Origin of the sequence: Rhizobium sp. 007 (assembly GCF_015353075.1) — a bacterium.
Lineage (GTDB): Bacteria > Pseudomonadota > Alphaproteobacteria > Rhizobiales > Rhizobiaceae > Rhizobium.
On sequence record NZ_CP064188.1, the window covers coordinates 1428024 to 1453160 of the forward strand.

The window sequence follows — 25137 nt, forward strand, 5'->3', positions numbered from 1 at the left end:
TGATGTCACCGGCCGCTCAACGGCGATACACGAAGCCCAGTTTCCGGCCGATCCACGAGGCGTAGAATTCTCCGACGATCCCGCGACGGAAGATCAGCACGCAGATCATGAAAACGACGCCGGTGATGATCGTGACGGGGAATTCCGATGTCGCGAGATAGTTCTGCAGTGTCACGACAAGCCCCGCCCCGAAGATCGGACCAATCAGCGTACCGATGCCGCCGAGAAGCGTCATCAAGATCACCTCGCCCGACATCTGCCAGGCGACGTCCGTCAGCGTTGCGAACTGGAAGACCAGGGACTTCAAGGCTCCCGCCAGCCCGGCGAGGGCTGCCGACATCACGAAGGCGCCGAGCTTGTAACGCGCCACCGAATAGCCGAGCGAGATCGCTCGGTTCTCGTTTTCCCGGATCGATTTCAGGATCATGCCGAAGGGCGAATGGATGAAACGCCAGATCAAAAGCATGCCGATGACGAAGACCGCCAGGACGAAGTAGTACATGCTGGTCGAATTATTCAAATCGATGAGGCCGAAGAGATACCCCCTAGGAACGGACTGGATGCCGTCCTCGCCTTCGGTGAATTCCGCCTGCAGGCAGAAGAAGAAAAACATCTGCGAAAGCGCAAGCGTGATCATCGCGAAATAGATGCCCTGACGGCGAATGGCGAGATAGCCCATGACGAGGCCGAGGAGTGCAGCACCCGCAACGCCGATCAGGATGCCGAGTTCCGGCGGCACCCCCCATGCCTTGACGGTGTAGGCAGTGAAATAGGCCGCCCCGCCAAAGAAGGTCGCATGCCCGAAGGAAAGCAGCCCGGTATAGCCGAGCAGCAGGTTGAACGCGCAGGCAAAGAGCGCAAAGCACAGCAGCTTCATCAGGAAGATCGGGTAGAAGAAAAACGGAGCGAGCAGCAGGAGCAAAAGACCGATAATCAGGAAGCCGGCCTGTACCGACAGTGCGGTGCGGCTCTTTTCTGCACGAATGGTTTCGGTGATGTCCGTCATCTTACGCATCCCGGCCGAAGAGGCCCGCGGGCCTGACGAGAAGCACGATCGCCATGATCACGAAGATCACGATGTTCGAGGCTTCCGGATAGAAAACCTTGGTTAGCCCCTCCGCAACGCCCAGAACGTAGCCGGTGACGATCGCCCCCATGATCGAACCCATGCCGCCAACCACGACAACGGCGAAGACGACAATAATGATGTTAGACCCCATCAACGGCGAGACCTGGTAGATAGGTGCAGCCAGTACGCCGGCAAAGGCTGCAAGACCGGCACCCAACGCATAGGTCAGCGTCAAAAGGACCGGCACGTTGACGCCGAAGACCTGCACAAGCACGGCATTTTCCGTCGCCGCCCGAAGATAGGCTCCAAGCTTGGTCTTCTCGATGAGAAGCCACGTGCCGATGCAGACCACCAGCGACATGACGACCACCCAGCCGCGATAGATCGGCAGGAACATGAAACCGAGGTTGGTACCACCGGCAAGGGCTGACGGCGTGGCATAGGGCTGGCCGGAAGACCCGTACAAATAGCGGAAGGTCCCTTCGATCGCGAGCGCCATGCCGAACGTGAAGAGCAATCCGTAGAGTGGATCGAGATCATAGAGCCGCCGCAAGAAGAGCCGTTCCACGACGGCGCCGAAAAGGCCGACTGCAAGCGGGGCAAGAACAAGCGCGGGCCAGTAGCCGATGCCGCCATAGGCGAGCATCAGATAGGCAACGAAGGCGCCGAGCATGTACTGCGCGCCATGCGCAAAATTGATGACGCGCAACAGGCCGAATATGATTGCCAGGCCAAGGCTCAAAAGCGCGTAGAAAGAGCCGTTGATGAGGCCGATCAGCAACTGGCCGAGTAGTGCCTGAACGGGAATGCCGAATATCATCGTCATGGCATCAGACTCCCAGCACCCTGTGCAGCGTATCCATCCGCTGCGGCAATTCGCCGACCGGGAACTCGGACACCATCTGGCCATGGTCCATCAGATAGAAGCGGTCTGCAATGCGGCTTGCAAAGCGGAAATTCTGTTCGACGAGGAGTATGGTCATGCCGCGCTCCTTCAGCTTCCTCAGGACCTCACCGATACGTTGGACGATGACGGGCGCAAGACCCTCCGTCGGCTCGTCGAGCAGCAGCATCTTGACACCGGTGCGCAAGACACGAGCGATCGCCAGCATCTGCTGCTCGCCACCGGAAAGCTTGGTCCCGGCGCTCGCGCGGCGCTCGTAGAGGTTCGGAAAAAGTTCGTAGATCTCGTCGAGGCTCATGCCGCCTTCGGCAACGACCGGCGGCAAGAGCAGGTTTTCCGACACGCTCAGTGTCGAAAAGATGCCGCGCTCCTCGGGCACGAAGCCGATGCCCTTGTGTGCGGTCTTGTGCAGCGGCACCTGCATCATATCCGCTCCGTCAAAGCTGATCTTGCCCTTGCGGGCCCGGACGATGCCGGTGATCGTGCGAAGCGTCGTTGTCTTGCCGACGCCGTTGCGGCCGAGGATAGTAATCGTTTCGCCTTCGCCAACGCGCATGTCGACGCCGTGCAGGATATGGCTTTCGCCGTACCAGGCATTGAGGCCCCGAACTTCCAGCAGGGCAACCATCAACCTTCCTCCGTGCCCATATAGGCCTCACGGACGCGCGGATCCTGGCTGACGGTGGCGTAATCGCCCTCTGCGAGGATCTCGCCACGCTGAAGTACAGTCACCTGCTGGCAGATATTGGCAACGACGGAGAGATTGTGCTCGACCATCAGTACCGCCCGGACGCGGGCAACCTCGCGGATGATGGCGGAAACGACGCTGACGTCCTCCTGCCCCATGCCGGCCATCGGCTCGTCGAGAAGCAGAACCTTCGGATCGAGCGCAAGCGTCGTGGCGATCTCCAGTACGCGCTTGCGGCCGTAGGAAAGATCGGCGGCGATATGGTCGCGCTCCTTGGAAAGGCCGACGCTTGCCAGCAATTGTTCGGCGCGGTCGTTCAGGCGATCGAGCGCAGACACCGGCCGCCAGAACTGGGTGGAGAGATTGTTCGGTCGCTGCAGGGCGACGCGCACATTGTCGAGGACCGACAGGTGCGGGAAGACCGCCGAAATCTGGAAGGAACGCACCAGCCCCATGCGCGCCACCTTGTCCGGCGGTGTCCTGGTGATGTCCGTCCCCATCAGCGTGATCGTGCCGTGCGTCGGCTGCAGGAACTTGGTCAGCAGGTTGAAAACCGTCGTCTTGCCCGCGCCATTCGGTCCGATGAGGGCATGGACGCTTGCATCGTGTACGTCGAGATCGACATTCTTGACGGCCGTGAAGCCGCCGAAATCCCGGCGAAGGCCGCGGGCGGAGAGTACCACCCGCGGCGTTGCATTCGTCTCTGTTGCGGGAACCGCCATGGGCTTATTTCACCAGATCGCAGCCGCTCTTGGCGGGATCGATATAGGCGTCCTTGCCGGGGATGGTGGCGAGAACGTTGAAGTAGTCCCAGGCCTCCTTGCTCTCGTCCGGCTTTTTTACCTGCAAGAGATACATGTCATGGATCATGCGGCCGTTCGGGCCGACGGTTCCACCGCGGCCAAAAACGTCGTCCACCGGCATTTCATGCAGTTGCTTCGCAACGGCTTCCGTTTCGTCCGTTCCGGCCTTCTGGATTGCCTTCAGGTACTGAAGCACGGCGGAATAGGTCCCGGCGTGGATCATGTTCGGCATCTTGCCGGTGCGATCGAAGAATTTCTTTCCGAAAGCGCGGCTCTCGTCGTCACGGTTCCAGTAATAACCTTCGGTGAGCGTCAAGCCTTGAGCGGCTTCGAGACCGAGGCCATGGACGTCAGCGAGCGTGAAGAGCAGCGCCGCAAGACGCTGGCCACCCTGCGTGATGCCAAACTCGGCCGCCTGCTTGATTGCGTTTGCCGTGTCGAGGCCTGCATTGGCAAGACCGACGACCTTGGCGCCGGAAGACTGGGCCTGCAGCAGGAAAGACGAAAAATCCTGGCTGGCGAGCGGATGCCGGACGGAGCCGACGACATTGCCCCCATTGGCCTTTACGAAATCACTCGTCTGCTGTTCAAGCGAATAGCCAAAGGCGTAGTCGGCCGTCAGGAAGAACCAGCTGTCGCCACCCTGCTTCACAAGTGCGCCACCGGTGCCGACAGCAAGGGCATGCGTGTCATAGGCCCAGTGGAAGCCGTAGGGCGAACAGGCCTTGCCCGTCAGATCCGTTGTTGCCGCACCCGTGACGATGTCGATCTTCTTCTTCTCTTTACCAATTGCCTGGACAGCAAGCGCAACCGACGAGGTCGTCAGTTCCATGATAGCGTCGACCTGCTCGGTGTCGTACCACTGCCGGGCAATGTTCGATGCGATGTCCGGCTTGTTCTGATGGTCGGCGTCGACGATCTCGATTGGAGCGTCGAGCACTTTGCCTCCGAAATCTTCGACCGCCATCTGGGCGGCTTCAACGGACGATTTACCACCAAAATCGGCATAGACGCCGGATTGGTCGTTCAGGATGCCGATCTTCACCTTGCCGTCGGAAGCACCATCGGCGAGTACGGCGGTGCCGCTGGCAAGCAGGAATGCCACGGACGCAATGAAATTCTTTCGCATATGTCTCTCCTCCCAGAGATGGTCAGATCGCGCGTCTGTTCAAAATTGGCCAGCCGCTCTCCTCAAACCAGCCGACGCTTCGCCTACGATCAAGGAAAATCTGCCTTGAGGCAACCGGTGGTTTGAAGTTAATTACAAACAGTATCTGTTCGTTTTTGAACAGAAGGTTGAAACCGACACTTAGGGCGCTTTCCATTCTTGGGCAGCGATCGGCGATTAGACCAAAGACGTAGATGGACGCGCGACGCTGCATGAGCAATCCTCCGCAATTTACTTGGGACGATCTTCAGTTTTTTCTAGCCGTGGCGCGCACCGGCCAGCTATCGACGGCTGCAAGGCAGCTGCGCAGCAGCCATGCCACTGTCTCGCGGCGCATCGACCGGCTCGAATTTGCCCTGAAGGTCAAGCTCTTCGAGCGCAACGCACGTGGCTATGTGCTGACGGCGATGGGCACGCGTTTCGTAGACACCGCCGAAAAAATGGAACAGGAGACCGAACGCCTGCGAGCCGACCTTGCCGCAGGGTCGATGACGCAGCGCGGCGTCGTGCGGTTGAGCGCGCCGGAGGGTTTTGCGAATTTCTTCTTTGCGAGCGTGCTGCCGAAGTTCGCAGCACACCATCCGCATCTGTCGCTTGAGCTTGTGACGATCCAGCAGATTATGTCACTGTCGCGCAAGGAGGCGGACATTACCGTCGTCTTGGACGAACCGAAGGGCGGACCGTATTTTTCCGAGAAGCTGACCGACTACCATCTGCAGGTTTACGGCTCGCGGGATTATCTTGCCAAGAGCCCGCCGGTCAACTGCCGCGACGACCTGCTGAACCATCCCTTCATCAGCTATATCGAGGAGATGATCTTCGCGCCGGGGCTTGATTATCTCGGCGACGTGCATCCGCGCATCAAGCCGCAGTTCCAAAGTTCCAGCATCTTTGCGCAACTGACGGCGACGCGAAACGGCCTGGGGCTTTGCGTGCTCCCCTACTTTTTCGCAAGCCTTTATCCGGAGCTTGTGCGCGTCCTGCCGGATGAGGTGGACCTCTGCCGCAACTACTGGGTTACTTGTCATCAGGATATGAGACAAGCGCCACGCGTGCGCGCCGTCATCGACTTTCTGCGCGAGGCCGTGAAAGGCGAAGACGCACGTTTCATCCCGCCATTTGCAGCCGCAATCCATTCCGGACGAAAGCCCGGATGACTATTTCAGGAATTCCGCGCGGTGCGGTGTGAAGGTGTCGATCAGCCGTCCCTTCTCCAATGCCTTGACGCCGTGAACGAGGTCCGGCGGCACGATGAAGCTGCCGCCTTCTTTCAGCACTTCGGTCTTCCCGTCGATGGTGACCGCAAAGCTGCCTTCGGCAATATAGCTCGCCTGGATGTGCGGGTGCGAATGCGCAGCACCGATTGCATCTTTTTCGAAGGCGACTTCAACCATCATCATCTCGGGCAGGTAGACCATGATCCGGCGCGTGACGCCCGGCTCCGGACTGATCCAGTCAGCGCCTTCGGCATGCACGAAAAGAGCGCTCGATGTCATGTTCGCCTCCTCACTTCGATTCCCATCGGGCGGCAAGTTGGAGCATTGAAGTCTGTTTGAAAAGGGCGCATCCGTATATTCCTTCCAATTGACGCCGAAGCTGCCCGGGTTTATGGCGGGCTTGATCAGGCTTGCCTGAAAAAAGGTGAGGAGACGCCGTCATGCATCATACCCGCGAAACCTTCGACTGGGCCGATCCCTTCCAGCTGGTAGAACAGCTGACCGACGAGGAGCGCATGGTGCAGGACACAGCACAAGCCTATGCGCAGGAAAAGCTCGCTCCCCGGGTGCTCGATGCCTTCCGCAGTGAAAAGACCGATCCGACGATTTTCCGCGAAATGGGCGAACTCGGCCTGCTCGGTCCGACGATCGCGCCGGAATACGGCGGAGCAGGCTTGGGTTATGTCGCCTACGGCCTGATTGCCCGCGAAGTCGAGCGCGTCGATAGCGGCTACCGCTCAATGATGAGCGTGCAATCGTCCCTCGTCATGGTGCCGATCGAGGCCTTCGGCTCGGATGCGCAGAAACAGAAATATCTGCCTAAACTTGCAACCGGCGAATGGATCGGCTGCTTTGGGCTCACCGAACCGAACCACGGCTCCGATCCGGGCTCGATGGCGACGCGCGCCAAAAGAGCCGATGGCGGCTATAGCCTGACCGGGTCCAAGACCTGGATCACCAATGCGCCGATCGCCGATGTCTTCATTGTCTGGGCCAAGACGGAGGACGGCGTGATCCGCGGGTTTATTCTGGAAAAGGGCTGGAAGGGCCTTTCGACGCCAGTCATTCACGGCAAAGTGGGTCTGCGCGCCTCGATCACCGGTGAGATCGTGATCGACAACGTTTTCGTGCCGGAGGAAAACATGCTGCCCGATGTGACCGGTCTGAAGGGTCCGTTCACCTGCCTGAATTCCGCCCGTTTCGGCATTGCCTGGGGCGCGCTCGGTGCGGCCGAAGCCTGCTATGCGACGGCCCGACAATACACCCTCGATCGCAAGCAGTTCAACCGGCCGCTTGCCGCCAATCAATTGATCCAGAAAAAGCTTGCCGATATGGCGACCGAGATCACGCTCGGCCTGCAGGGTTGCCTGAGGCTCGGCCGCATGAAGGAAGAGGGCCATCCGCCGGTGGAACTCACTTCAATCCTCAAACGCAACTCCTGCGGCAAGGCACTCGACATTGCGCGCACTGCCCGCGATATGCTCGGCGGCAATGGCATCTCCGACGAGTTCGGCGTCGCCCGCCACCTCGTCAATCTTGAGGTCGTCAATACCTACGAGGGTACGCATGACATCCACGCCCTCATCCTCGGCCGCGCCATCACGGGAATTCAGGCCTTCGCGAACTAGCGTCCCGCCCGGCGGCGCCAGAGCGTATAGGCAACCGAAACAAGAACACCTACCACGATGCCGAGCGCAACGTTGCCGTAGGTGGCACCGAGCCCTACCCCTAAGGCGATGCCGATCGCGATCGGAAATGCAAGATCCTTATCCATTCCAAGCTCCTCTCCGCATTTCGCAAATGGGCCATGGGGCGTGAATTGCAACCGTTTGGAGATTGTGCAACGCTGCTGTCGCCGATACAGCGCCAATAGGGGAAGGGGTTTCTCATATGCTTCTATTCCTTGCATTTTTGATCGGAATTATTGCCGGCCTCAGGGCCATGACTGCGCCCGCCGCCGTTGCCTGGGGCGCCGCACTTGGCGGGTTCAACGTTTCTCAAACGTCTCTCGCCTTTATGGGCTACCGATGGACGCCGTGGATTTTCACGGTGCTTGCCGCCGTCGAAATGATCACCGACCAATTGCCGACAACGCCAAGTCGCAAGGTGCCGATGCAGTTCGGCGCCCGTATCATCATGGGCGCATTGGCAGGCGCCACGATCGGCGCTTCGGGTGGTTCCCTGACAGCCGGGCTTATCGCGGGCATCGTCGGTGCCGTTGTTGGAACGCTCGGCGGCGCCTTTCTCCGCGGCAAGCTTGCGAAGGCTTTCGGCAAGGATTTGCCGGCGGCACTTATCGAAGATGCCGTCGCCATCGGCGGCGCGCTGTTGATTGTGGTGGCCGTGCCATGAAAAGTTACGACGCGATCTTTATCGGAGCCGGTCAGTCCGGCCCCTTCCTCGCCGCCCGCATGTCCGAGAAGGGCATGAACGTAGCGCTGATCGAGCGAAAATATCTCGGCGGTACTTGCGTCAATGCCGGCTGCATGCCGACGAAGACGCTGGTCGCCAGTGCCCGGGCCGCCCATGTCGCGCGCCGCGGCGGCGACTACGGCGTGAAGATCACTGGTAACATCGAGATCGACATGATGATCGTGCGCCAGCGCGCCGAAACCGTTACCATGAACGCCCGCAACGGCCTGATCAGCTGGCTTGACAGCATGGAAACAATGGACGTGATCTACGGACAGGCCAGATTTACCGGTCCGAAGACAGTCATCGTCAACGGCGAGATGCTGTCGGCGCCGCAAATCTTTCTGAATGTCGGTGCCCGCCCGGTCATTCCGGATTTTCCCGGTATCGAGGACATCGACTATCTCACAAGCACGTCGATCATCCACCTCGACACGCTGCCACGCCACCTCGCCGTCATCGGCGGCAGCTATATCGGTCTCGAATTCGCGCAGATGTACCGTCGCTTCGGCGCCGAAGTCACCATCATCGAACGCGGGCCGAAACTTGCCTCCCGCGAAGACGAGGATATCTCCGACGCAATCGCGGAGATTCTCGGCGCGGAAGGTATTGCGGTTCACACTCAGGCAGATCGTATCGCATTCGTAAAGAATGGCGATGCTGTTGCCGTCAGCACCGGCTCCGGCAAGCCGGCGGTCGAGGCAAGCCATGTGCTGATTGCAACCGGCCGCAGGCCGAACACCGACGATCTCGGCCTCGATGCCGCCGGCGTTCTGACGGACAAGCGCGGCTACATCACGGTGGACGACAGGCTGATGACCAATGTCGAGGGCATCTTCGCGCTCGGCGACTGCAACGGCCGCGGAGCCTTTACGCATACGTCCTATAATGATTTCGAGATCGCGGCGGCTAACCTGATTGATGGTGGCGATCGCAAGGTGAGCAGCCGCGTTCCCGCCTATGCACTTTATATCGATCCGCCGCTCGGCCGCGTCGGCATGACGGAGAAGGAAGCGCGCGCTTCCGGCAAAAAGATCATGGTCTCGTCCCGCCCGATGAGCCGCGTCGGTCGTGCCAGCGAACGAGGTGAGACCATGGGTTTCATGAAGATCGTCGCTGAGGCCGAAACCAAGCGAATTCTCGGTGCCGCAATCCTTGGCATCGAAGGCGACGAGGCAATCCACGGCATCATCGATGCCATGAATGCCGGAACGACCTACCCTGCCCTGCAATGGTCGGTGCCGATCCATCCGACCGTCTCGGAACTGATCCCGACGGTGCTGGGAGATTTGAAGGCGGTTTGAAATATTTCCTTCTCTGACTTATTCCATCACGATCTGCAGCTTGACATCCGTCGGCCGCGCTTCGACGGCACGATCGAAAGCCTTGATCGAATCCTCGAACTGGAAAACCCCCGAAATCAGCGGCTTGAGGTCGACGCGGCCGGAGCCGAGGAGTGCGATCGAGCGCTCGTACTGGTGCGCGTAGCGGAAGACCGTTTCGATGCGGATTTCCTTGGTCGAAGCCGTCGAGACGTCGAAGCCGACAGGATTCACCGGCAGGCCGACGGCAACGATGACCCCTCCGGGACGCGACAGATCCATGATCGTTTCCCAGGCCTTAGGCGACCCGGAGCACTCGAAGATCACGTCTGCGCCCCAGCCGGCGGTCAGCCGGCTCACCTCTTCGGTGAGATTATTCTCGCGGATGTTGACCGGAATGACGCCCTGATACTGCGCGGCGATGTCGAGCTTCGGCTGGGCGAGATCGGCAACAATCGCCCGGGCACAGCCTCCAGCAAGCGCGGCAATCGCCACCATCGTGCCGATCGGGCCGGCGCCGAGGACGACGGCCGTGTCGCCGGGTGCGATTTTTGCTTTGGCCGCGGCCTGCATGCCGACCGCAAATGGTTCAACCATCGCGCCTTCCGCAAAGCTTACATTGTCCGGCAGCTTGTAGGTATAGTTGGCGGGATGAACCACTTCCGGTGTCAGCACGCCGTGAACCGGAGGCGTCGCCCAGAAGGTGACTCCAGGATCGACATTGTACATGCCAAGCCGGCTTGCCTTGGAGTTCGGATCGGGAATGCCGGGTTCCATGCAGACGCGGTCGCCGGCTTTCAGATGTGCCACGCCTTCACCGACTTCGACCACTGTACCGGCCGCTTCGTGCCCAAGCACCATCGGCTCACTGACCACAAAGGGCCCAATCCTGCCGTGCGTGTAATAATGCACGTCCGAGCCGCAGACGCCGACGGTATGGATCTTGATCTTCACCTGTCCCGGCCCGGTTTCCAGCGATAGATCGATATCGCGAAGGGCAAGCTCATGCTGACGCTCCAGTACCAGCGCACGGACTTTGGCCATATCTCGGTTTCCTTCCCTGATAGTTCGTCCGATTCACCCGGACGTCGTTTAACCGACTATACGACCCCCCAGGCCCGCAGTTCAACAGAATTGCGAGGCTTTTGCTCGCAATGCGATGAATTGCTCAGTCAACCGCGGCCACCGGGGAACTGCGCAAGCTTGCCGCCGATGGCAAGTGGGCCGAGATCGAATCCCGAAGAAGCCGAGCCTGGCCATCAGCGCGCCGACCTCCGCCATCCGGTCATCGCCGGAATAAAACAGCACGCTTGACGCCTTCAGCCCGGGGATTGCCCGATACGAGGCCGGGCAGCAGATGGTTGAAAATATCGCGCGTTTCTGGCTGATTAGTTGTTATTAACATCTTCCCCCGCTTGAAAGCGGGGGATTTCCGAGGGGGCGCGAAGCTCCGCCGATGGTTATCGCTTCAACGGAGAGCGGCTGCCCTTCCTCCACGATCATAGACGCCGTGTTCCGACGCAGGATGTTGATTGCAGCATTGTGGTCGGCATGGGCGCGCAAGCCGCATTGGCAACAGCGGAAAGACGCTTGGCTTTCGCGGCTTTCCCTGTCCACGGCTGCGCAGGCCGAACAGGTCTGCGAGGTGTGGCGGGGATCGACCTTGCACAGGTATCCGCCCCGTTCTTCGAGCTTGTAGGCCAACACGGTTGCAAAGCCGTGCCAGCCTTGTTCGAGGATCGCCCGGTTCAGGCCCGCCTTCTGGCAGACGTTGGTTCCGGGCGCGTCCACGGTTCCCCTGGCGCTGCGCGTCATGTTGCGCGTGGCGAGGTCTTCCAGCACGACCGTTGCGAAGCGACGGGCGATATCAAGACTGGCCTTGTGCCGCCAATCCTGCCGGATGCGGGCAGCACGGGCCTGCAAGGCTGCAACGCGGCGGCGGGCCTTCGCGTGGCGGCTCGACCCGCGCTTGCGCCGCGCCAGAACGCGCTGCGCCCGGCGCTTCCTGCGCTCGATCTCCGCAAGGCCGGCAGGCATCCACCAATGCTCCCCGGTCGAAAGCGTCAGCGTGTTCGCCACGCCCCGGTCGATCCCACGGCGGGCAAATCGTTTTGCGGGACGGCATGGTCGATTTCGCAGGCGAAGACGATGTGCCAGCCGTTCGCCGCCAGGCTCACCGTCACATTCATGGTCTTGCCACGCAGGCGCCGCGTGTCGCGGAACTTCACCCAGCCGATCTTGGGAAGGCGCGCGGCGGACCACTTGCCGTTCAGGCGCTTGACCTCGATCTCCCGCCCCTGAAAGCGGAAGGCGCCGTTCACGCCCTTCTTGCGGGGCAAGGGATATCCTGCGCGCCCGGCGAAGAAGTTGGCATACGCCTTATCCAGATCGCGCAGGGCCTGCTGCTGGGGCGTCACATGCACGGCGGCAATCCAGTCGAACGCGGCCCGCAGTGCGGTCAATTCCCGCGCCTGGGCGATGTCGTTCAAGCGGTTCCCGTCTGCCGCCGGTAATGCCGCCACCAGTCCCTGCGCTGCTCCAGCGCCAGATTATAGACCAGCCGCACAACCCCCGCGAACTGCCGCAACAGGACTTCCTGTTCGGCGGTCGGAGCGAGCTTGTAGCGGAAAGCGCGGTGGATCATGTTACGATTCTATCAATTGCTCCAAGGAGCGCAACCGGGGATCGCACCGGCAGGCATGTCGTCTACATGCTCCATGGTCATTGGGTCTTTGTCACGAAATACCGCCGTGACGTTCTGTCAGAACCGGCAATCCGCCACCGGCGGCGCATCTTCGCCAAGCTGTGTCGCGACGTCGAGGCCGAATTGATCGAATGCGACGGCGAGGACGATCATGTTCCCCTGCGGGTGCATGACCCTCCGAAGATCGCCCTGTCGAAGCTGGTCAACAGCCTAAACGGCGTATCCAGCCGACGTCTGCGCGAGAGCCGCCGGGAAATCACCGGGCGCTACCACAAGGGCGTTTTGTGGTCGCCGTCCTCCTTTGCGGCAAGCTGTGGCGGCGCACCGCTCTCGGTGATCGCCGAATATGTCAAATCCCAGCGGGAAGCGGCCCAAGGCCGCTCTCGCGTTCCTCCCCGGCCTGAACGCCGGGGTATCCCGCGAGGTTCACGATGACGTTCAAAAGTTTCAATGAATGCTTGGAAATGGCGGTCGGTACGCGTCATTGACCGGATGGCTGAGAAGGTAATCCGGAGCGATCTGTTTTTTCGCTACTCAGTCAATGCGTCCTTCCGTAGTTTCTGCTCGCATCCAGCAGGTGCCGAGAATAGCCATGTTCGACGGCTCCTTTTCGCAGCCGTTCGATATCCACCTCTTCGACGATCTCGCCTGCCTCCATGATGGCGACGCGACCGCACATGTGGGACACGACGGCCAGATCGTGGCTGACGAGCAGATAGGTCAGACCGCGCTCCTTGCGCAGATCTTCCAGCAGATTGAGAATTTCCGCTTGAACCGATACGTCGAGCGCCGACGTCGGCTCGTCGAGCAACAGCACGGCCGGATTAAGCACGAGGGCTCGGGCGATGGCCACGCGCTGACGCTGCCCTCCGGAGAGTTGGTGCGGGAAGCGGTAGGTGAGCGACGGATCAAGGCCAACCGCCAGCAGCAGGGCATTTACGTCCACCGAGTTGGTGGCAAGGCCCTGGTTGCGGAGCGGCTCCTTAAGCTGCGAGCGGATTGTCTTGCGGGGATGAAGTGAACCGTAAGGGTCCTGAAAAACCATCTGCACGCGGCGGAAGAACTGCCGGTCGCGCTGCCGATCCAACGTGTCTCCATCCAGCTTGATCCCGCCTTCGTAATTCGGGTTGAGACCGGATATTGCCCGCAGGACCGTGGACTTTCCGCAGCCGGATTCACCAACCAGACCGAATGCCGTGCCCCTCTTGATGCGAAGGCTGACGTTCCTGACGACCGGCTTCTGACCGGAACCGAAACGAATCGTGAGATTGTCAATTTCGATCAATGCGGCGTCTCCAAAGTGATGTCATCGAACCAGGCCGGATCACGCTTCAATACCGGCAGTCGGGCGGGCGGATTTTCGATCGACGGCAAGGATGCCAGCAGGCCTTGCGTATAGGGATGCCTTGCATTCTCAAGATCAGAAGCCTTGAGAACCTCGACGACCCGCCCGGCATACATGATGAGCACGCGGTCGCAGAAGTTCCGGACGAGGTTCAGGTCGTGACTGATGAAGATCAGCCCGAGGTTGCGGCGGGCGACGAGTTCATCAAGCAGTGCCAGGATTTCGAGCCGCACCGTCACATCGAGGGCAGACGTCGGCTCGTCGGCAATCAGAACCTCGGGTTCTACAATCAGCATCATCGCGATCATGACCCTCTGACCCATGCCGCCTGAAATTTCGTGAGGATAGAGCCGGGCCACCCTTTCGGCATCACGGATCTGGACCGCTTCAAGCATCTCGATCATTTTCCGGTCAGCCTGTTTTGCAGTCGACTTCGGATAGTGAAAGCGAAAGGTTTCGGCGATCTGCTCGCTGATCCGCATGACAGGGTTCAGCGAATATTTCGGATCCTGCAGGATCAGTCCAATGCGCCGTCCCCTTATTGTCATCATCATACGCTCGTCGGCCTTGAGCAGATCCACGTCGCGAAACGTCATCCGCTCGGCGCGGACGATTGCCGTCGGCGGCAGCAACTTCATGACGGCGCGCCCGACGGTCGACTTGCCCGACCCGGATTCGCCGACGATGCCCAGCTTTTCGTGTCCGAGCGAGAAGCTGACGCCGCGCACGGCGCGCACGGTTCCGCCGCCGAAGGCAATCTCGAGATTGCGGATATCGATGAGGGAAGACGTCATTCCGAACCTCTCGGGTCAAGAACGTCGCGAAGGGCATCGCCGACAAGATTGAACGCAAGGCTGACCAGCGCGATGGCAATGCCGGGCGCTGCAATGACCCATGGACTGTCGAGCATGAATTCACGTCCGGTCGCGGCCATTGCTCCCCATTCCGGCCAAGGCGGCTGCGCGCCAAGACCGAGAAACCCGAGGCCTGCCGCCGTGATGATGATGCCGGCCATATTCAGGGTCACGCGAACGATCACCGAGGGAATGCACATCGGCAGGATGTGGCGGGTGATGATCGCCATTGGCGTCGCCCCTTGCAGACGCACGGCGGCGATGAAATCGGCCTTGCGCAGACTGAGCGTCTCGGCGCGCGCAAGCCGGGCGATTGGTGGCCATGCCGTCAACGAAATTGCGATGATCGCGTTGGTGATGCCGGGACCGAGTGCCGCCGCAAATCCCAACGCAAGCACCAGGCCTGGAAAGGAAAGGAAGATGTCGGTGATGCGCATCAGGACTTCATCGACGATACCACCGAAATAACCCGAACAGGTGCCGATCAAAAGACCCAGCGGAGCGACGATGACGGAAACCAGCATGATGATGTAAAGCGTCGTGCGCGCACCGTAGATCACCCTTGAAAGGACATCGCGGCCAAAATTGTCGGTGCCGAGCCAATGTTCTGCCGAAGGCGGTGCGAGCCGCCCTGCCATATCCTGGACGATCGGATCGTAACGCGTCAGCAATGGCGCAGCGAGCGCGACCAGGATGAGCAGGCCGATGATTCCGAGCCCCGCCAGACCGAGGGGATGAAGGCGGAACTTCAGCCAGCCCTGATGGAATTGCTGCGCTGAGGACTGAAACCAGCCCTGTGGCTCGGGCGCAAGTAGCCATCTGCGAAGGCTGCTTGCGTGATCTGCATGTTCGGCGGACAGTGTCATCGGCGTCACCGTGTTCTCGGATCAAGAATGCGATAAAGGACATCCGAAAGGATGTTGATGGTTAGGAAGACGGCGCCGATTGTCAGCACAGCGCCCATCACGACGTTCATGTCGTTCATCTGAAGTCCGCGGGTGAGATACTGGCCGAGTCCCGGCCAGCCGAAAACGGTCTCGATGAGCACTGCCCCTTCAAGGAGGCCCCCGAAGGTGAGCGCCATAATGGTCAGAAGTTGCACGCGAATATTTTTGAAGGCATGACGCCAGACGACCTTCCGCAGTCCAAGCCCCTTCGCTCTCGCCGTTATAATGTATTCCTGGCTGAGCTGCTCCAGCATGAAGCTGCGTGACATGCGGCTGATATAGGCCACGGAATAGTAGCCAAGGATCGTTCCCGGCAGGATGATGTGTCCGAGCGCGCTTCGAAATACGTCCCACTGTCTCTCGATTGCCGAATCGATCAGGAGAAAGCCGGTCACCGGCGTGACGAGCCCCTCGTAAAATACATCAACCCGGCCAGATGCGCCGACGAGCTTCAACTTCGCATAGAAGATGAAAAGCGCCATCAGCCCGGTCCAAAAGATCGGAATGGAGTGGCCGGCAAGCGCGATGATGCGTGCGACGTGATCAATGATCGTGCCGCGCCTGACAGCAGCGGTGATACCGAGCGGAACGCCGACAAGAGCGCCGACAATCATGGCGATGACGGCAAGCTCAATGGTTGCGGGGAAGATGGTCAGCAGATCGGTGAGGATCGGCTGACCGGTCGTTGCCGATGTGCCGAGGTCGCCCGTTGCAACCTTCTGCACGTAGTTTAGGAATTGCACCCAGATCGGGCGTCCCAGTCCCAGCTCGTTGTAGACGCGATCATAGACCTCCTTGCTGACCTCCGCTCCGGTGATGGCAAGCACCGGGTCGGCAGGAAGCAGACGTCCCATCGAAAAGGTGAGGAAGAGCAGGCCAAGCAGTGTGGTCACCACCGCCACGACGCGCCCTGCCAAACGTCGCAGGAGCATCACAAGCGGATGGGACGGCGCATGTGCCAAGCCGTCCTCATCCAGATTGCGGTCCGCATCCGGTTTCGATGTCAGATCGGCGCTCGCCACGGCCCCTTACTCCTTCGTCACGCCATGCCAGCGCGTCGACCAGGTTGTATGCCCATGATAGCCTTTGACATTGGCACGCATGACATAGGGGTCCGTGCGCTGGAAGAAGATGACGAGCGGGGCGTCCATGCCGCTGTAGATGCCGTCCATCTTCTGGAAGATTTCCGTGCGCTTGCCCGTATCAGGTTCTTTCATCGACTGATCGACGAGAGTATTGAGCTCGTCCACCTTCATCCCGGCTCGCCAGAGATAATAGCTGCCGAGACGCGCCTCGTCGCTGTTGTCGGGATTATAGGCGTACTGCGTGGCAACCGCGAAAGGATCCGGCAGCCGGGCACCCGAATTGCCGAGCAGGATTTCATATTTCCGTTCGCGAAATGCGGGCGTAAATTCGCCCGGCACGAGATTAAGATCAAGACCGGCGGCACGGGCGCTCGCCTGCAGCGCTTCGGCGAAGGGCAAGGTCGCCGCTCCCGACGGATTGAGCACTTTCTTCAAGCCATTCGGGTATCCGGCCTCGGCCAGCAATTGCTTGGCCCTGGCGGGATCATAATCGTGGCGGGACGTCGCGTCCTCTGGTGCTCCAATCATGCCGCGAGGGATCATCGACTGCCATGGAAAGCCGGTATAACGCATTATATTGCCGGAAATCGCCTTCCAGTCGAAAGCATGCTGAAACGCTTCGCGGACCTTGGGCTTCTGCAGGTCCGGATCCTTTTGATTGAGAGCGATATAGTAGAAGCCGAGGCCCGGAACGCTATCGATCACCATCTCTTTGTTATTGGCCAAGGCATCAAGGTCGCCGCTTGCGAGGTATTGCCCCACATCGACGTCGCCGGCTTCGAGCTGGAGCCGGAGATTGCCGGATTCCGGAATGTGGCGTGCGACGACCCGTGCCATGGCCGGCGGGCCAGCCCAATAGCTCTTCTGCGCGTTAAAGATCGCCACGTCGTTTGGCCGCCATTGCGCGAGGGTGAACGGTCCACTTCCTGCCGAGTTGGCCGACAGCCACGCGCCGGCGAGATCGCCGTTCGCCTCATGCGACAATGCCGTCTTCTTGTCGATGATGCCGATCGAAGAGCCAGCGAGAGAATAAAGCACAAGATCGGTATTGACGGCGTGTGGCAGTTCGATCTCCAGCGTGTGCCCGTCTTTGGCCCGGACGAGCTTGTCCACGTTTTCGGGCGTGAAACCCCAAAGCGCGACATCGGTGGAGCCGACTTGCCCCATCTTGATGACGCGCTGGATGGACCATGCGGCGTCTTCGGCCGTGACCGCATTGCCGCTTTGGAAGACCGCGTCGTCACGCAAGGTTAGCGTAATGAGCCTGCCGTCTTCCGAGACAGTCCATTTTGTCGCAAGCATCGGCTTCAGCGTCTTAAGATCATCCGGCGACAACTGGACGAGGTTGTCATAAAGGTTGGAGATCAGCTCGGAGACCGTGCGGGCATTGTTCTGCGCCGGATCGAGCGTACGAATACCGGTGAGATTGGTACCGATCACCAGCATGTTCGGCGGTGACGCCGCAAAAGACGGCTGTGCCGTGACCAAAGCACCGGCCAGTGCAATCGTCGTCAGTAAGTTCTTCAGCATCTCAAGACCTCCCTCTGGTGGCGCAGTGGTTCAGCGCCTCTTGCCTGCCTGAATTAGTGTCGAACTCAGCCCGCCGCCTTAGCGGGAAGGCCGCAGATCTCCAAGCCCGTGGATGTCGCCTGCAGCCTCCCAACCTTGGAGCAAGCGAAACAATTCTTCGCGATCCGTTTGATCGAGGAGTGGCAGACCCGGCACGCGCACGGGTCCGACGTCGAGGCCGGAATGCGTCACAGCCTCCTTCACGACCGTCACATTCGCACCATTGCGGAATTTCGTGCGCATGCGTTCGAACGGTTCGAGGCGGTTGATGATGGCGCGTGCGGCAGCGAAATCGCCCTTGGAGAGCGCATCGTGGACGGCGAGCGACAATTGCGGGGCAACATTGACAAGGCCGGATGTGAAGCCACGTGCGCCAGCGGCAGTGAACGACAGCGCCCAGCTCTCCGCAAGACCGCAGACGAACAGCGCCCCCGCCGGATCCGACGCCGCAATGGCCCTCGAAAGCAGCATCAGATCCGGCGTCGCGAACTTAATGCCGGAAATGTTGCCGTGACCGGCAAGACGGACCATGTCATCGACATTGAAGCCATCCGCCCGCACATAGGCAACCAGCGGCAAAGGCGAAGCGTCCGCAAGATTGCAGAAATAGTCGATCTGAGCCGACGGTGCAGCAAAGGGATCGACGGGCTGGTGCGACATCACCGCAGATGCGCCGATCTTGGCGGCATCCTTCGCCATCCCGATTGCTTCGCGCAGCGACCTGCCGATCGCCGCAGTGACCGGCGCCGTGTTCTCAACGCCGGAAACCGCCGCTTCATGGACGCGGCGGATCTCTTGCGGCGTCAGAGCATAGAATTCGCCGGTGTTTCCCGCAGCAACAATATTGTGGATGCCAGCGGCTGCCACCCTCCGGTAGACCATTGCGGTGATTTGCGGTTCGACTTCGCCATTTTCGTCATAGGCCGTGACCGGTACACCCGACACGCCCATCAGCGCCTGACGCATGGTTGCAATGCCCATCTTCTTCCCCTTTCCATCAATTACCGAAGCGGAAGGGCGGCAAGCCCTCGGCGTCCACGTCGAAAGCAACGACCGTGCCCGCTTCGAAATGTCCGCTGCGGTTGGTCGACAGGCTCGTGACGAAGAGCGTCCGCATGTCAGAACCGCCAAAACAGGGCATCGTCGGCGCGGCGATCGGCAGAATGTAGATCTCGAGGATTTCACCGGCGGGAGAAATCCGGTTAAGCCGGCCCGCGGAAACGCCCGCACTCCAATAGTAGCCGTCCCGGTCGGTTGCGCCGCCATCGGGCCGGCCTTCCTCCTCCGAAAAGACACGAAGCCGGCTGGCGTTTGCGAGCTCGCCTTTTTCCGGATCGAAATCAAAAGCCTGCAGGAAACATTGGCGGCTGTCGGAGTGATACATGCGCCGGCCGTCTGGTGACCACGCAAGCCCGTTGGAGCTGGTCAGCCCTGTCGCGACGGTCCGTGCGCTGCCGTCCGGCCCCAGGCGGTAGAGCGCAGCGTCATTGGTCTGCGGCTTGGCCTCGCTCATGGATCCCACCCAGAAATGGCCGTCGGGGCCGACCTTCCCATCGTTGAGACGACAGTTGACGCGCCCCACCGGATCGCACAAAAGCTCGAAGTCTCCGGAAACGGGATCGAAAAGATGCAGGCCCGTTCGTAGTGCGACCACTAAAGGCCGGTCGCGGCAAAGCCCAAGGCTGCCGATCGCGGACGGCATGTCAAAGCGATCGGCCTTTCCTTGCGGCGAGATCCGGATGACGGCTGGCGCTTGTATGTCGACAAGCCAGAGCGTACCGCTCTTTTCGTCCCAAACCGGCGATTCGCCCACTCCCAGCGGCTGCTGCAGCACCGGACGGACTTGCGGACGGACGATCCGCGGCGCCGTCATGGAACCGTCTCCGGGCTCTTGGCCAAACCCTCGGCATTGCGCATGCGGATGTTGCCGTCGTGATTGGTCTCGCAGAACGCTCCGCCCTGGAACGCGAGGGCGACCGGCCCTTCGGACGGCTCTTCGATGCGAGCATGATCACGAGGCCGGTCTTGCGGCTGGTAGCCAAGTCTGGTTGCCAACTCGTTGTTCCACCAACTCTCCTCGGCGTCGGAAACGCCATAGACGACGGTTGCGGCGATGAGGGGGTGGGTAAGGCCGATTCCGACCAGTTGCGCCAGGTCACGTGCACTGATCCAGATTGCCACGGACCGCTCGCTGGCCGGATAGGTGCCCGCGTTGCCGATGCGGATGGAAAGAGTGCGAATGCCGCAGGTGTCGTAATATAACCCTGCCACCAGTTCGCCCCAGCACTTGGAAACCCCGTAGGGGCTGTCCGGACGCATCGGATCCAGCGGCGAGACGAGCTGGCCGCGCGGATAAAAACCGGTCACATGGTTGCTTGAGGCGTAAACCACCCGTTCAACCTTGTTGATCCGCGCCGCTTCATAGAGATTGTAAGTGCCGAGGACATTCGCATCCAAAATAGCGCGCGTGTCGACGCCGCTTGCTATTCCGGCCAGATGAACTACGCCGTCAACCTCTTGCAGGGCAGCATTTGCCTCATCGCGCTTTGCAAGATCGGCTCTCACGAAGCTTTCGTTCTTGCCCAACGCTGCAGGCTCGTCGATGTCGATCAGACGCAGGTGCTCGGCATGCGGCCGAAGAAGCGGCCTCAGCAATGTGCCTACGCGCCCGGCAGCGCCTGTGAGGGCCAGCCGTTTCATCTCCCTTCCTCCCATTGTCGCTCAAACGCCCTGGAACATGCGGGCGCGCGCATTCAATATGTGTCTCTTCATAGCGTCGTGGGCCTCGGCTTCGTTTCGCGCAAAGATCGCCGCCACGATGACCGCGTGTTCATCCTGGACGCTGCGTATCTGTTCGGGCGTCCGTTTGAGGCTCAAGCTTCGCGTCACGGAATGTCCGATTGCGAAATGCGGCCTGAACCATTCGCGTACCGTGATGTGGAACTGGTTCCCAGTCGCCATGGCAATCGCATCGTGAAGCGCCTGATCCTCCTCGGCGCCGAGCTTGCCGTCCCTCAGACATTGTTCAATCGCAGAAAGGGCAGCCGTTATCCGCTCCTTGTCGGCTGGTTGCCAGTTGCGTGCGGCAAGTTCGGCAGCCTCGGCCTCCAGGCCGGCGCGGAACTCGAAGAAACGCTGCACGTCGGCAAGCGAGCCGACCGGGACCATTTTCAGCATGGACGAGTCCGGCCGCTGCCGCACATAGGAGCCCGACCCCTTGCGCGAGACGACCAGTCCGTCGACCCTTAAACGCTCGAGCGCTTCACGCACGACCGGCCTCGATGCGCCAAACATGACGGCAAGCTTCGATTCCGGCGGCAGCCGTTCATTCACCGGAAAGTTTCCGTCCGCGATCATCCCCACGATCTTCTCGTAGATGATGTCGCTGAAACGTGTTGCGCCCCTGTTGGGATCGGCAACGGGCGACAGTTTCATCATCGTCCTTCTTTCTGCCGCCAGGCAGCAAATTCCGCAGAGGCCCCATCACCGGGAGCGTAAGGTCCGGATATGCTCTGCCCGGCCCGCATCCGCTCTTCGTAATCTTCGAGGGCCGTTTGCACGAGGGCCACGTTCGCGACCTCCTGCGACATTGCCGCGAGAATGGCAACCACATCGTTGTCGCCGAGCATGGCATCACCCGGGCGGACGGCCACAGCACGACCGACCGGGCGCGGCGCCTGCGCATTGATCTTTTCAACGCCGCGAATGACGACGTTTCGCAAGCCGCGCTTCGACAGCACTACCGTCAGCGCCGCTGCCGGCACAGGCTTCAGTTTTTCGCGCGCAGCACCCGGCAGATCCACGTCTTCGCACTCCCCCCGCGACGGTCTTTTGCGGTGACTACAACCACTTTCCATGTTGAAGGGCTACTAAATCTGTCATTATCTGTCAACTCTTGTAATTATTTGAGAACCTGTCTATGGTCGGCTCATGGCCGCTGAGAAGGGCGTCTTGCGCCGAGTTGGGAGCTCGTCGCGCCGGTTCACACCAGCGTCGTTCCGGCACAAAAAGGGGAGGAACTTCGATGCGCGATGAAATATTGTCTCGCGGCGTGACCAGGCGCGCCGTGCTCGGGGGCATGGCCGGTGTGGCAGCTCTGTCCATTGCTGGACGCGTCGTTGCGGCAGGCGGCGAGGCGCCCGCATGGGCGCAGCTTGCCAGGGACGGAAAGCTGCCGCCGCTTGCCGAACGGTTACCAAAGAAGCCGATGGTCGTGACACCTTTCGAAAAGGCCGGCACCTATGGCGGAACGCTCCGCCGCGGTCTCAGGGGCTCGTCCGACCATAACGGCATCCTGCGCATGGTCGGCAACCAAAGCCTCGTGCGCTGGAACCTAGAATTTACGCAAGTTATGCCCAACCTCGCTGAACGTTGGGAGATCAACGACGACGCCTCGCAATTCACCTTCCACCTGATCGAAGGGGTGCGCTGGTCCGACGGTCATCCTTTTACTGCCGACGACATCGTCTTCGCCATTGAGGATTGCGTCAAGAACAGCGAGCTCTACAGCTCGACACCTGCGCAGCTGTCTGTTGCCGGCAAGGCCGTCAAGGTCGAGAAGATCGATGATTTTACGGTGAAGTTCACCTTTGCAGCGGCAAACGCGCTCTATCTGGAAAACCTCGCGACACCGCTTGGCCAGCATCCGACACTCTTTGCGAAGCACTACTGCAGCCAATTCCTGCCGAAGTACAATCCCAATATCGCCGAAGAGGTGAAAAAGGCAGGCGTGGGAAGCTGGACCGATCTCTTCCGCGCACGTTGCGGCGATATCGAAATCCCGTCGCGGTGGGGCAACCCCGACAAGCCGACGCTCGATCCATGGATTGTGAAGGAGCCTTACAGCGGTGGCGCGACGCGCGTCGTCATGACCCGGAACCCCTATTTCTGGCAGGTCGACACCCAGGGCAACCAGCTTCCCTATATCGACGAGATCAATTTCAGCATCTCGCAGGACGTGGAGTCGCTGATGCTGAATGTCATCTCGGGAAAGATCGACATCCAGGAGCGCCATATCAGCGTTCTTTCAAACAAGCCGACACTCTCCCAGAACATGGAAAAAGGCGGCTATCGGCTGCTGTCGCTGGTGCCTTCCGCCTCCCAGCAGTGCCAGATCTATTTCAATATGACTCACAAGGATCCTGCCCTGCGCAAGATGTTTGCCGACAAGGCGTTCAGGCAGGCGCTTTCGCTTGCAATCAACCGGCAGGAATTGATCGACATCGTCTATTTCGGCCAGAGCGAAGCCTATCAGGCCGGCCCCCGCCCGGAACACCCTTGGTACCATGAAAAGCTCGCGCGGCAGTTTAGCGAATATGATCCTGATAAGGCCGGCGCGATGCTGGATCAGGCCGGTTACAAGATGGATGGGAGCGGGTTGCGCCTCCGGCCCGACGGCCAAAAGGTGTTTTTCGCAGTCGACGTCATTCCCACGCTCTATCCTGATCTCGTTGACGCCCTGGAGCTGGTCAAGGCGCATTGGGCGCAGATCGGCATCGAGATGAAGGTCAACACGATCGAGCGCGCCCTCTACTACACACGCGGCGACGACAACGCGCATGATGCAGCAGTCTGGCCGGGTCCCGGCGGTCTTGATCCGATGCTTGACCCGCGCGACTTCTTCGCCTTCCACCCGCAAGGTTCGCGCTACGCCATTCCGTGGTCGCTCTGGTATACGTCGAACGGCGCACGCGGCGAAGAACCGCCGGAAAGTCAGAAGAAACGCATGAAGCTTTTCGACGACGCCCGTTCCACCGCCGATCTCTCCAAGCGCGGCGCAATCATGACGCAGATCTTCGACATTGCGGCTGACGAATTCGAGACAGTGGGTCTCTGCCTTGCCGTCGGCGGTTTTGGCATCATCCGCAACAACCTGCACAACGTTCCAGAAAAGCAGCCCGACAGCTGGTCCTGGCCAAATCCAGGCCCTGCACTGCCCCAGCAATTTAGCTTCACGAGCTGATTTTGCCGCTCCAGCGCCGTCCCTTTGCGGGGCGGCTCTCCTTTCAAGCGCGCTGCCCGCAGCTCGGGAGCGGTGTTTAATGCAAGAGACGTCTCATGCTGGTCTTCATCGCTAAACGCCTTCTATGGATGGTCCCATCCCTTTTCGCCGTCAGCTTCCTTGCCTTTGCGCTTATCCAGCTGCCGCCGGGAGATTACGTCACGACATATATAGCGACGCTTGCGGCATCGAACGAAGTCATCGATCAGAATACTGCGGCGCAACTGCGTGAGCGCTTCGGCCTCGATGACCCGATGCTCGTGCAGTATTTTAAATGGATATGGGGCATCCTTTCCCGCGGCGACTTCGGCATCTCCTTTGAATGGCAGCAACCGGTCTCTGGCCTCATTTGGGAGCGCATGGCGCTGACGCTGGTGCTCGCTCTTTCAACACTCATCGCCACCTGGGGGATCGCATTGCCGATCGGCGTCTTTTCTGCCGTGCGCAAATATTCGATCGGCGACTATTTCTTCACCGCCTTCACCTTCCTCGGACTGGCTATTCCGTCGTTCCTGCTGGCGCTGGTGCTCATGTATATCGCGGCTGTCGAGTTCGGCCAGGATGTCGGAGGCCTCTTTTCATCCGAGTTCGAGACTGCGCCCTGGAGCATCGCCAAGGTCCTCGACCTTCTTTCGCATATATGGCTTCCCGTCATAATTCTGGCCGTGTCTTCTACCGCGAGCCTGATCCGCGTGATGCGCGCGAACATGCTCGATGAACTGCCGAAGCCTTATGTCACCACGGCACGGGCAAAAGGTCTTTCCGAGTTCAGACTGCTCGTGAAATACCCCTTAAGAATCGCGCTCAACCCGTTCATCTCGACGATTGCCTGGCTCCTTCCAAACCTGATTTCCGGCTCCGTCGTCGTGGCCATCGTCCTCAATCTGCCGACGGCAGCGCCCTTGTTGCTGCAGGCGCTGATGGCACAGGACATGTACCTGGCTGGCGCCTTCGTGCTGCTGATCTGCGCGCTCACGCTGATCGGCTCATTGATCAGCGACATCCTGCTTGCGCTAGTCGATCCCCGCATCCGCTTGGAATAGGGAGAC

At 60.3% G+C, this 25137-nt stretch carries 28 protein-coding genes and 1 pseudogene; 7 read left to right on the forward strand and 22 right to left on the reverse strand.

Features of this window, described 5'->3' with window-relative positions:
* Nucleotides 1-16: 16 nt before the first annotated feature.
* From ISN39_RS27845 to ISN39_RS27865, 5 genes are read right to left on the reverse strand one after another with little or no spacing between them, the layout of a single operon-like run.
* Nucleotides 17-1006 (reverse strand): branched-chain amino acid ABC transporter permease, encoded by a 990-nt coding sequence (locus tag ISN39_RS27845; RefSeq protein WP_074071731.1) that lies wholly within the window; start codon nt 1004-1006, stop codon nt 17-19.
* A gap of 1 nt (nt 1007) precedes the next feature.
* Entirely contained in the window at nt 1008-1895 is an 888-nt protein-coding gene (locus tag ISN39_RS27850) for a branched-chain amino acid ABC transporter permease (RefSeq protein ID WP_022717889.1), read from the reverse strand.
* Nucleotides 1896-1899: 4 nt separating this feature from the next.
* Nucleotides 1900-2601 (reverse strand): ABC transporter ATP-binding protein, encoded by a 702-nt coding sequence (locus tag ISN39_RS27855; RefSeq protein WP_194731278.1) that lies wholly within the window; start codon nt 2599-2601, stop codon nt 1900-1902.
* The gene (locus tag ISN39_RS27860) at nt 2601-3383 is read right to left on the reverse strand and encodes an ABC transporter ATP-binding protein (RefSeq protein WP_194731279.1); all 783 of its coding nucleotides are present in this window, start codon (nt 3381-3383) and stop codon (nt 2601-2603) included. Before ISN39_RS27860 ends, ISN39_RS27855 begins: the two co-directional genes overlap by 1 nt.
* 4 nt (nt 3384-3387) lie before the next feature.
* Nucleotides 3388-4593 (reverse strand): ABC transporter substrate-binding protein, encoded by a 1206-nt coding sequence (locus tag ISN39_RS27865; RefSeq protein WP_074071728.1) that lies wholly within the window; start codon nt 4591-4593, stop codon nt 3388-3390.
* 251 nt (nt 4594-4844) lie between these two features.
* Between ISN39_RS27865 and ISN39_RS27870 the strand changes: the two genes are divergently transcribed.
* Nucleotides 4845-5789, forward strand: coding sequence for a LysR family transcriptional regulator (locus ISN39_RS27870; protein ID WP_074071726.1), 945 nt, complete (start codon nt 4845-4847; stop codon nt 5787-5789).
* On the opposite strand, the gene ISN39_RS27875 is transcribed toward ISN39_RS27870, so the two are convergent.
* Nucleotides 5790-6128 carry a cupin domain-containing protein gene (locus ISN39_RS27875; RefSeq protein ID WP_194731280.1) on the reverse strand — a complete coding sequence of 113 codons (339 nt, stop codon included), beginning with the start codon at nt 6126-6128 and terminating at the stop codon, nt 5790-5792.
* Between the two features lie 161 nt (nt 6129-6289).
* On the opposite strand from ISN39_RS27875, the gene ISN39_RS27880 reads away from it, so the two are divergent.
* A complete protein-coding gene (locus ISN39_RS27880; protein ID WP_194731281.1) occupies nt 6290-7477 on the forward strand; it encodes an acyl-CoA dehydrogenase in 1188 nt (395 codons plus the stop codon).
* Here the strand turns inward: ISN39_RS27880 and ISN39_RS27885 are convergent.
* A complete protein-coding gene (locus ISN39_RS27885; RefSeq protein WP_194731282.1) occupies nt 7474-7623 on the reverse strand; it encodes a hypothetical protein in 150 nt (49 codons plus the stop codon). The genes ISN39_RS27880 and ISN39_RS27885 overlap by 4 nt on opposite strands.
* Nucleotides 7624-7739: 116 nt before the next feature.
* On the opposite strand from ISN39_RS27885, the gene ISN39_RS27890 reads away from it, so the two are divergent.
* Together ISN39_RS27890 and ISN39_RS27895 are read left to right on the forward strand one after the other, a co-directional pair.
* On the forward strand, nt 7740-8201 hold the full coding sequence (locus ISN39_RS27890; RefSeq protein WP_194731283.1) for a DUF4126 domain-containing protein: 462 nt from the start codon (nt 7740-7742) through the stop codon (nt 8199-8201).
* On the forward strand, nt 8198-9565 hold the full coding sequence (locus ISN39_RS27895) for an FAD-containing oxidoreductase (protein ID WP_194731284.1): 1368 nt from the start codon (nt 8198-8200) through the stop codon (nt 9563-9565). Before ISN39_RS27890 ends, ISN39_RS27895 begins: the two co-directional genes overlap by 4 nt.
* An 18-nt stretch (nt 9566-9583) precedes the next feature.
* Here the strand turns inward: ISN39_RS27895 and ISN39_RS27900 are convergent, their stop codons facing one another.
* The 5 genes and pseudogenes from ISN39_RS27900 to ISN39_RS27915 form a co-directional block, all read right to left on the reverse strand.
* A complete protein-coding gene (locus ISN39_RS27900) occupies nt 9584-10627 on the reverse strand; it encodes an NAD(P)-dependent alcohol dehydrogenase (protein WP_194731285.1) in 1044 nt (347 codons plus the stop codon).
* 128 nt (nt 10628-10755) lie between these two features.
* Nucleotides 10756-10949, reverse strand: a pseudogene (locus ISN39_RS36855) (NADP oxidoreductase); the annotation flags it as partial.
* Nucleotides 10950-10981: 32 nt separating this feature from the next.
* On the reverse strand, nt 10982-11662 hold the full coding sequence (locus ISN39_RS27905) for an RNA-guided endonuclease TnpB family protein (RefSeq protein ID WP_194731286.1): 681 nt from the start codon (nt 11660-11662) through the stop codon (nt 10982-10984).
* Entirely contained in the window at nt 11647-12072 is a 426-nt protein-coding gene (locus tag ISN39_RS27910) for a hypothetical protein (RefSeq protein ID WP_194731287.1), read from the reverse strand. The genes ISN39_RS27905 and ISN39_RS27910 overlap by 16 nt, the downstream gene beginning before the upstream one ends.
* Nucleotides 12069-12227, reverse strand: coding sequence for a helix-turn-helix domain-containing protein (locus ISN39_RS27915; protein WP_194728261.1), 159 nt, complete (start codon nt 12225-12227; stop codon nt 12069-12071). The genes ISN39_RS27910 and ISN39_RS27915 overlap by 4 nt, the downstream gene beginning before the upstream one ends.
* A gap of 15 nt (nt 12228-12242) precedes the next feature.
* On the opposite strand from ISN39_RS27915, the gene tnpA reads away from it, so the two are divergent.
* On the forward strand, nt 12243-12722 hold the full coding sequence (gene tnpA, locus ISN39_RS27920; RefSeq protein WP_281438336.1) for an IS200/IS605 family transposase: 480 nt from the start codon (nt 12243-12245) through the stop codon (nt 12720-12722).
* Nucleotides 12723-12825: 103 nt separating this feature from the next.
* Here the strand turns inward: tnpA and ISN39_RS27925 are convergent, their stop codons facing one another.
* The 10 genes from ISN39_RS27925 to ISN39_RS27970 all read right to left on the reverse strand — a co-directional run bounded on the left by ISN39_RS27925 (nt 12826) and on the right by ISN39_RS27970 (nt 21890).
* Entirely contained in the window at nt 12826-13572 is a 747-nt protein-coding gene (locus ISN39_RS27925) for an ABC transporter ATP-binding protein (protein ID WP_194731288.1), read from the reverse strand.
* Entirely contained in the window at nt 13569-14426 is an 858-nt protein-coding gene (locus tag ISN39_RS27930) for an ABC transporter ATP-binding protein (RefSeq protein WP_074071719.1), read from the reverse strand. Before ISN39_RS27930 ends, ISN39_RS27925 begins: the two co-directional genes overlap by 4 nt.
* Nucleotides 14423-15352, reverse strand: coding sequence for an ABC transporter permease (locus ISN39_RS27935; RefSeq protein ID WP_194731289.1), 930 nt, complete (start codon nt 15350-15352; stop codon nt 14423-14425). The genes ISN39_RS27930 and ISN39_RS27935 overlap by 4 nt, the downstream gene beginning before the upstream one ends.
* A gap of 5 nt (nt 15353-15357) precedes the next feature.
* Nucleotides 15358-16455: an ABC transporter permease gene (locus ISN39_RS27940; protein ID WP_194731290.1), complete on the reverse strand. Its 1098-nt coding sequence runs from the start codon at nt 16453-16455 to the stop codon at nt 15358-15360.
* A 6-nt stretch (nt 16456-16461) separates the two neighbouring features.
* Entirely contained in the window at nt 16462-18048 is a 1587-nt protein-coding gene (locus ISN39_RS27945) for an ABC transporter substrate-binding protein (protein ID WP_194731291.1), read from the reverse strand.
* Between the two features lie 78 nt (nt 18049-18126).
* Nucleotides 18127-19068, reverse strand: a complete 942-nt coding sequence (locus ISN39_RS27950; protein ID WP_194731292.1) for a dihydrodipicolinate synthase family protein — start codon at nt 19066-19068, stop codon at nt 18127-18129.
* Nucleotides 19069-19084: 16 nt separating this feature from the next.
* Nucleotides 19085-19960 (reverse strand): SMP-30/gluconolactonase/LRE family protein, encoded by an 876-nt coding sequence (locus ISN39_RS27955; RefSeq protein ID WP_194731293.1) that lies wholly within the window; start codon nt 19958-19960, stop codon nt 19085-19087.
* Entirely contained in the window at nt 19957-20787 is an 831-nt protein-coding gene (locus ISN39_RS27960) for an NAD(P)-dependent oxidoreductase (protein WP_194731294.1), read from the reverse strand. Before ISN39_RS27960 ends, ISN39_RS27955 begins: the two co-directional genes overlap by 4 nt.
* 21 nt (nt 20788-20808) lie before the next feature.
* Entirely contained in the window at nt 20809-21522 is a 714-nt protein-coding gene (locus ISN39_RS27965; protein ID WP_074073052.1) for a FadR/GntR family transcriptional regulator, read from the reverse strand.
* Complete coding sequence (locus tag ISN39_RS27970) at nt 21522-21890, reverse strand: hypothetical protein (RefSeq protein WP_194731295.1); 369 nt, start codon at nt 21888-21890, stop codon at nt 21522-21524. Before ISN39_RS27970 ends, ISN39_RS27965 begins: the two co-directional genes overlap by 1 nt.
* Nucleotides 21891-22111: 221 nt before the next feature.
* Here ISN39_RS27970 and ISN39_RS27975 point away from each other — a divergent pair, with 221 nt between their 5' ends.
* Both ISN39_RS27975 and ISN39_RS27980 read left to right on the forward strand, forming a co-directional pair.
* Nucleotides 22112-24049, forward strand: coding sequence for an ABC transporter substrate-binding protein (locus ISN39_RS27975; protein ID WP_194731296.1), 1938 nt, complete (start codon nt 22112-22114; stop codon nt 24047-24049).
* Between the two features lie 95 nt (nt 24050-24144).
* The gene (locus tag ISN39_RS27980) at nt 24145-25131 is read left to right on the forward strand and encodes an ABC transporter permease (RefSeq protein WP_074071711.1); all 987 of its coding nucleotides are present in this window, start codon (nt 24145-24147) and stop codon (nt 25129-25131) included.
* Nucleotides 25132-25137 lie beyond the last annotated feature (6 nt).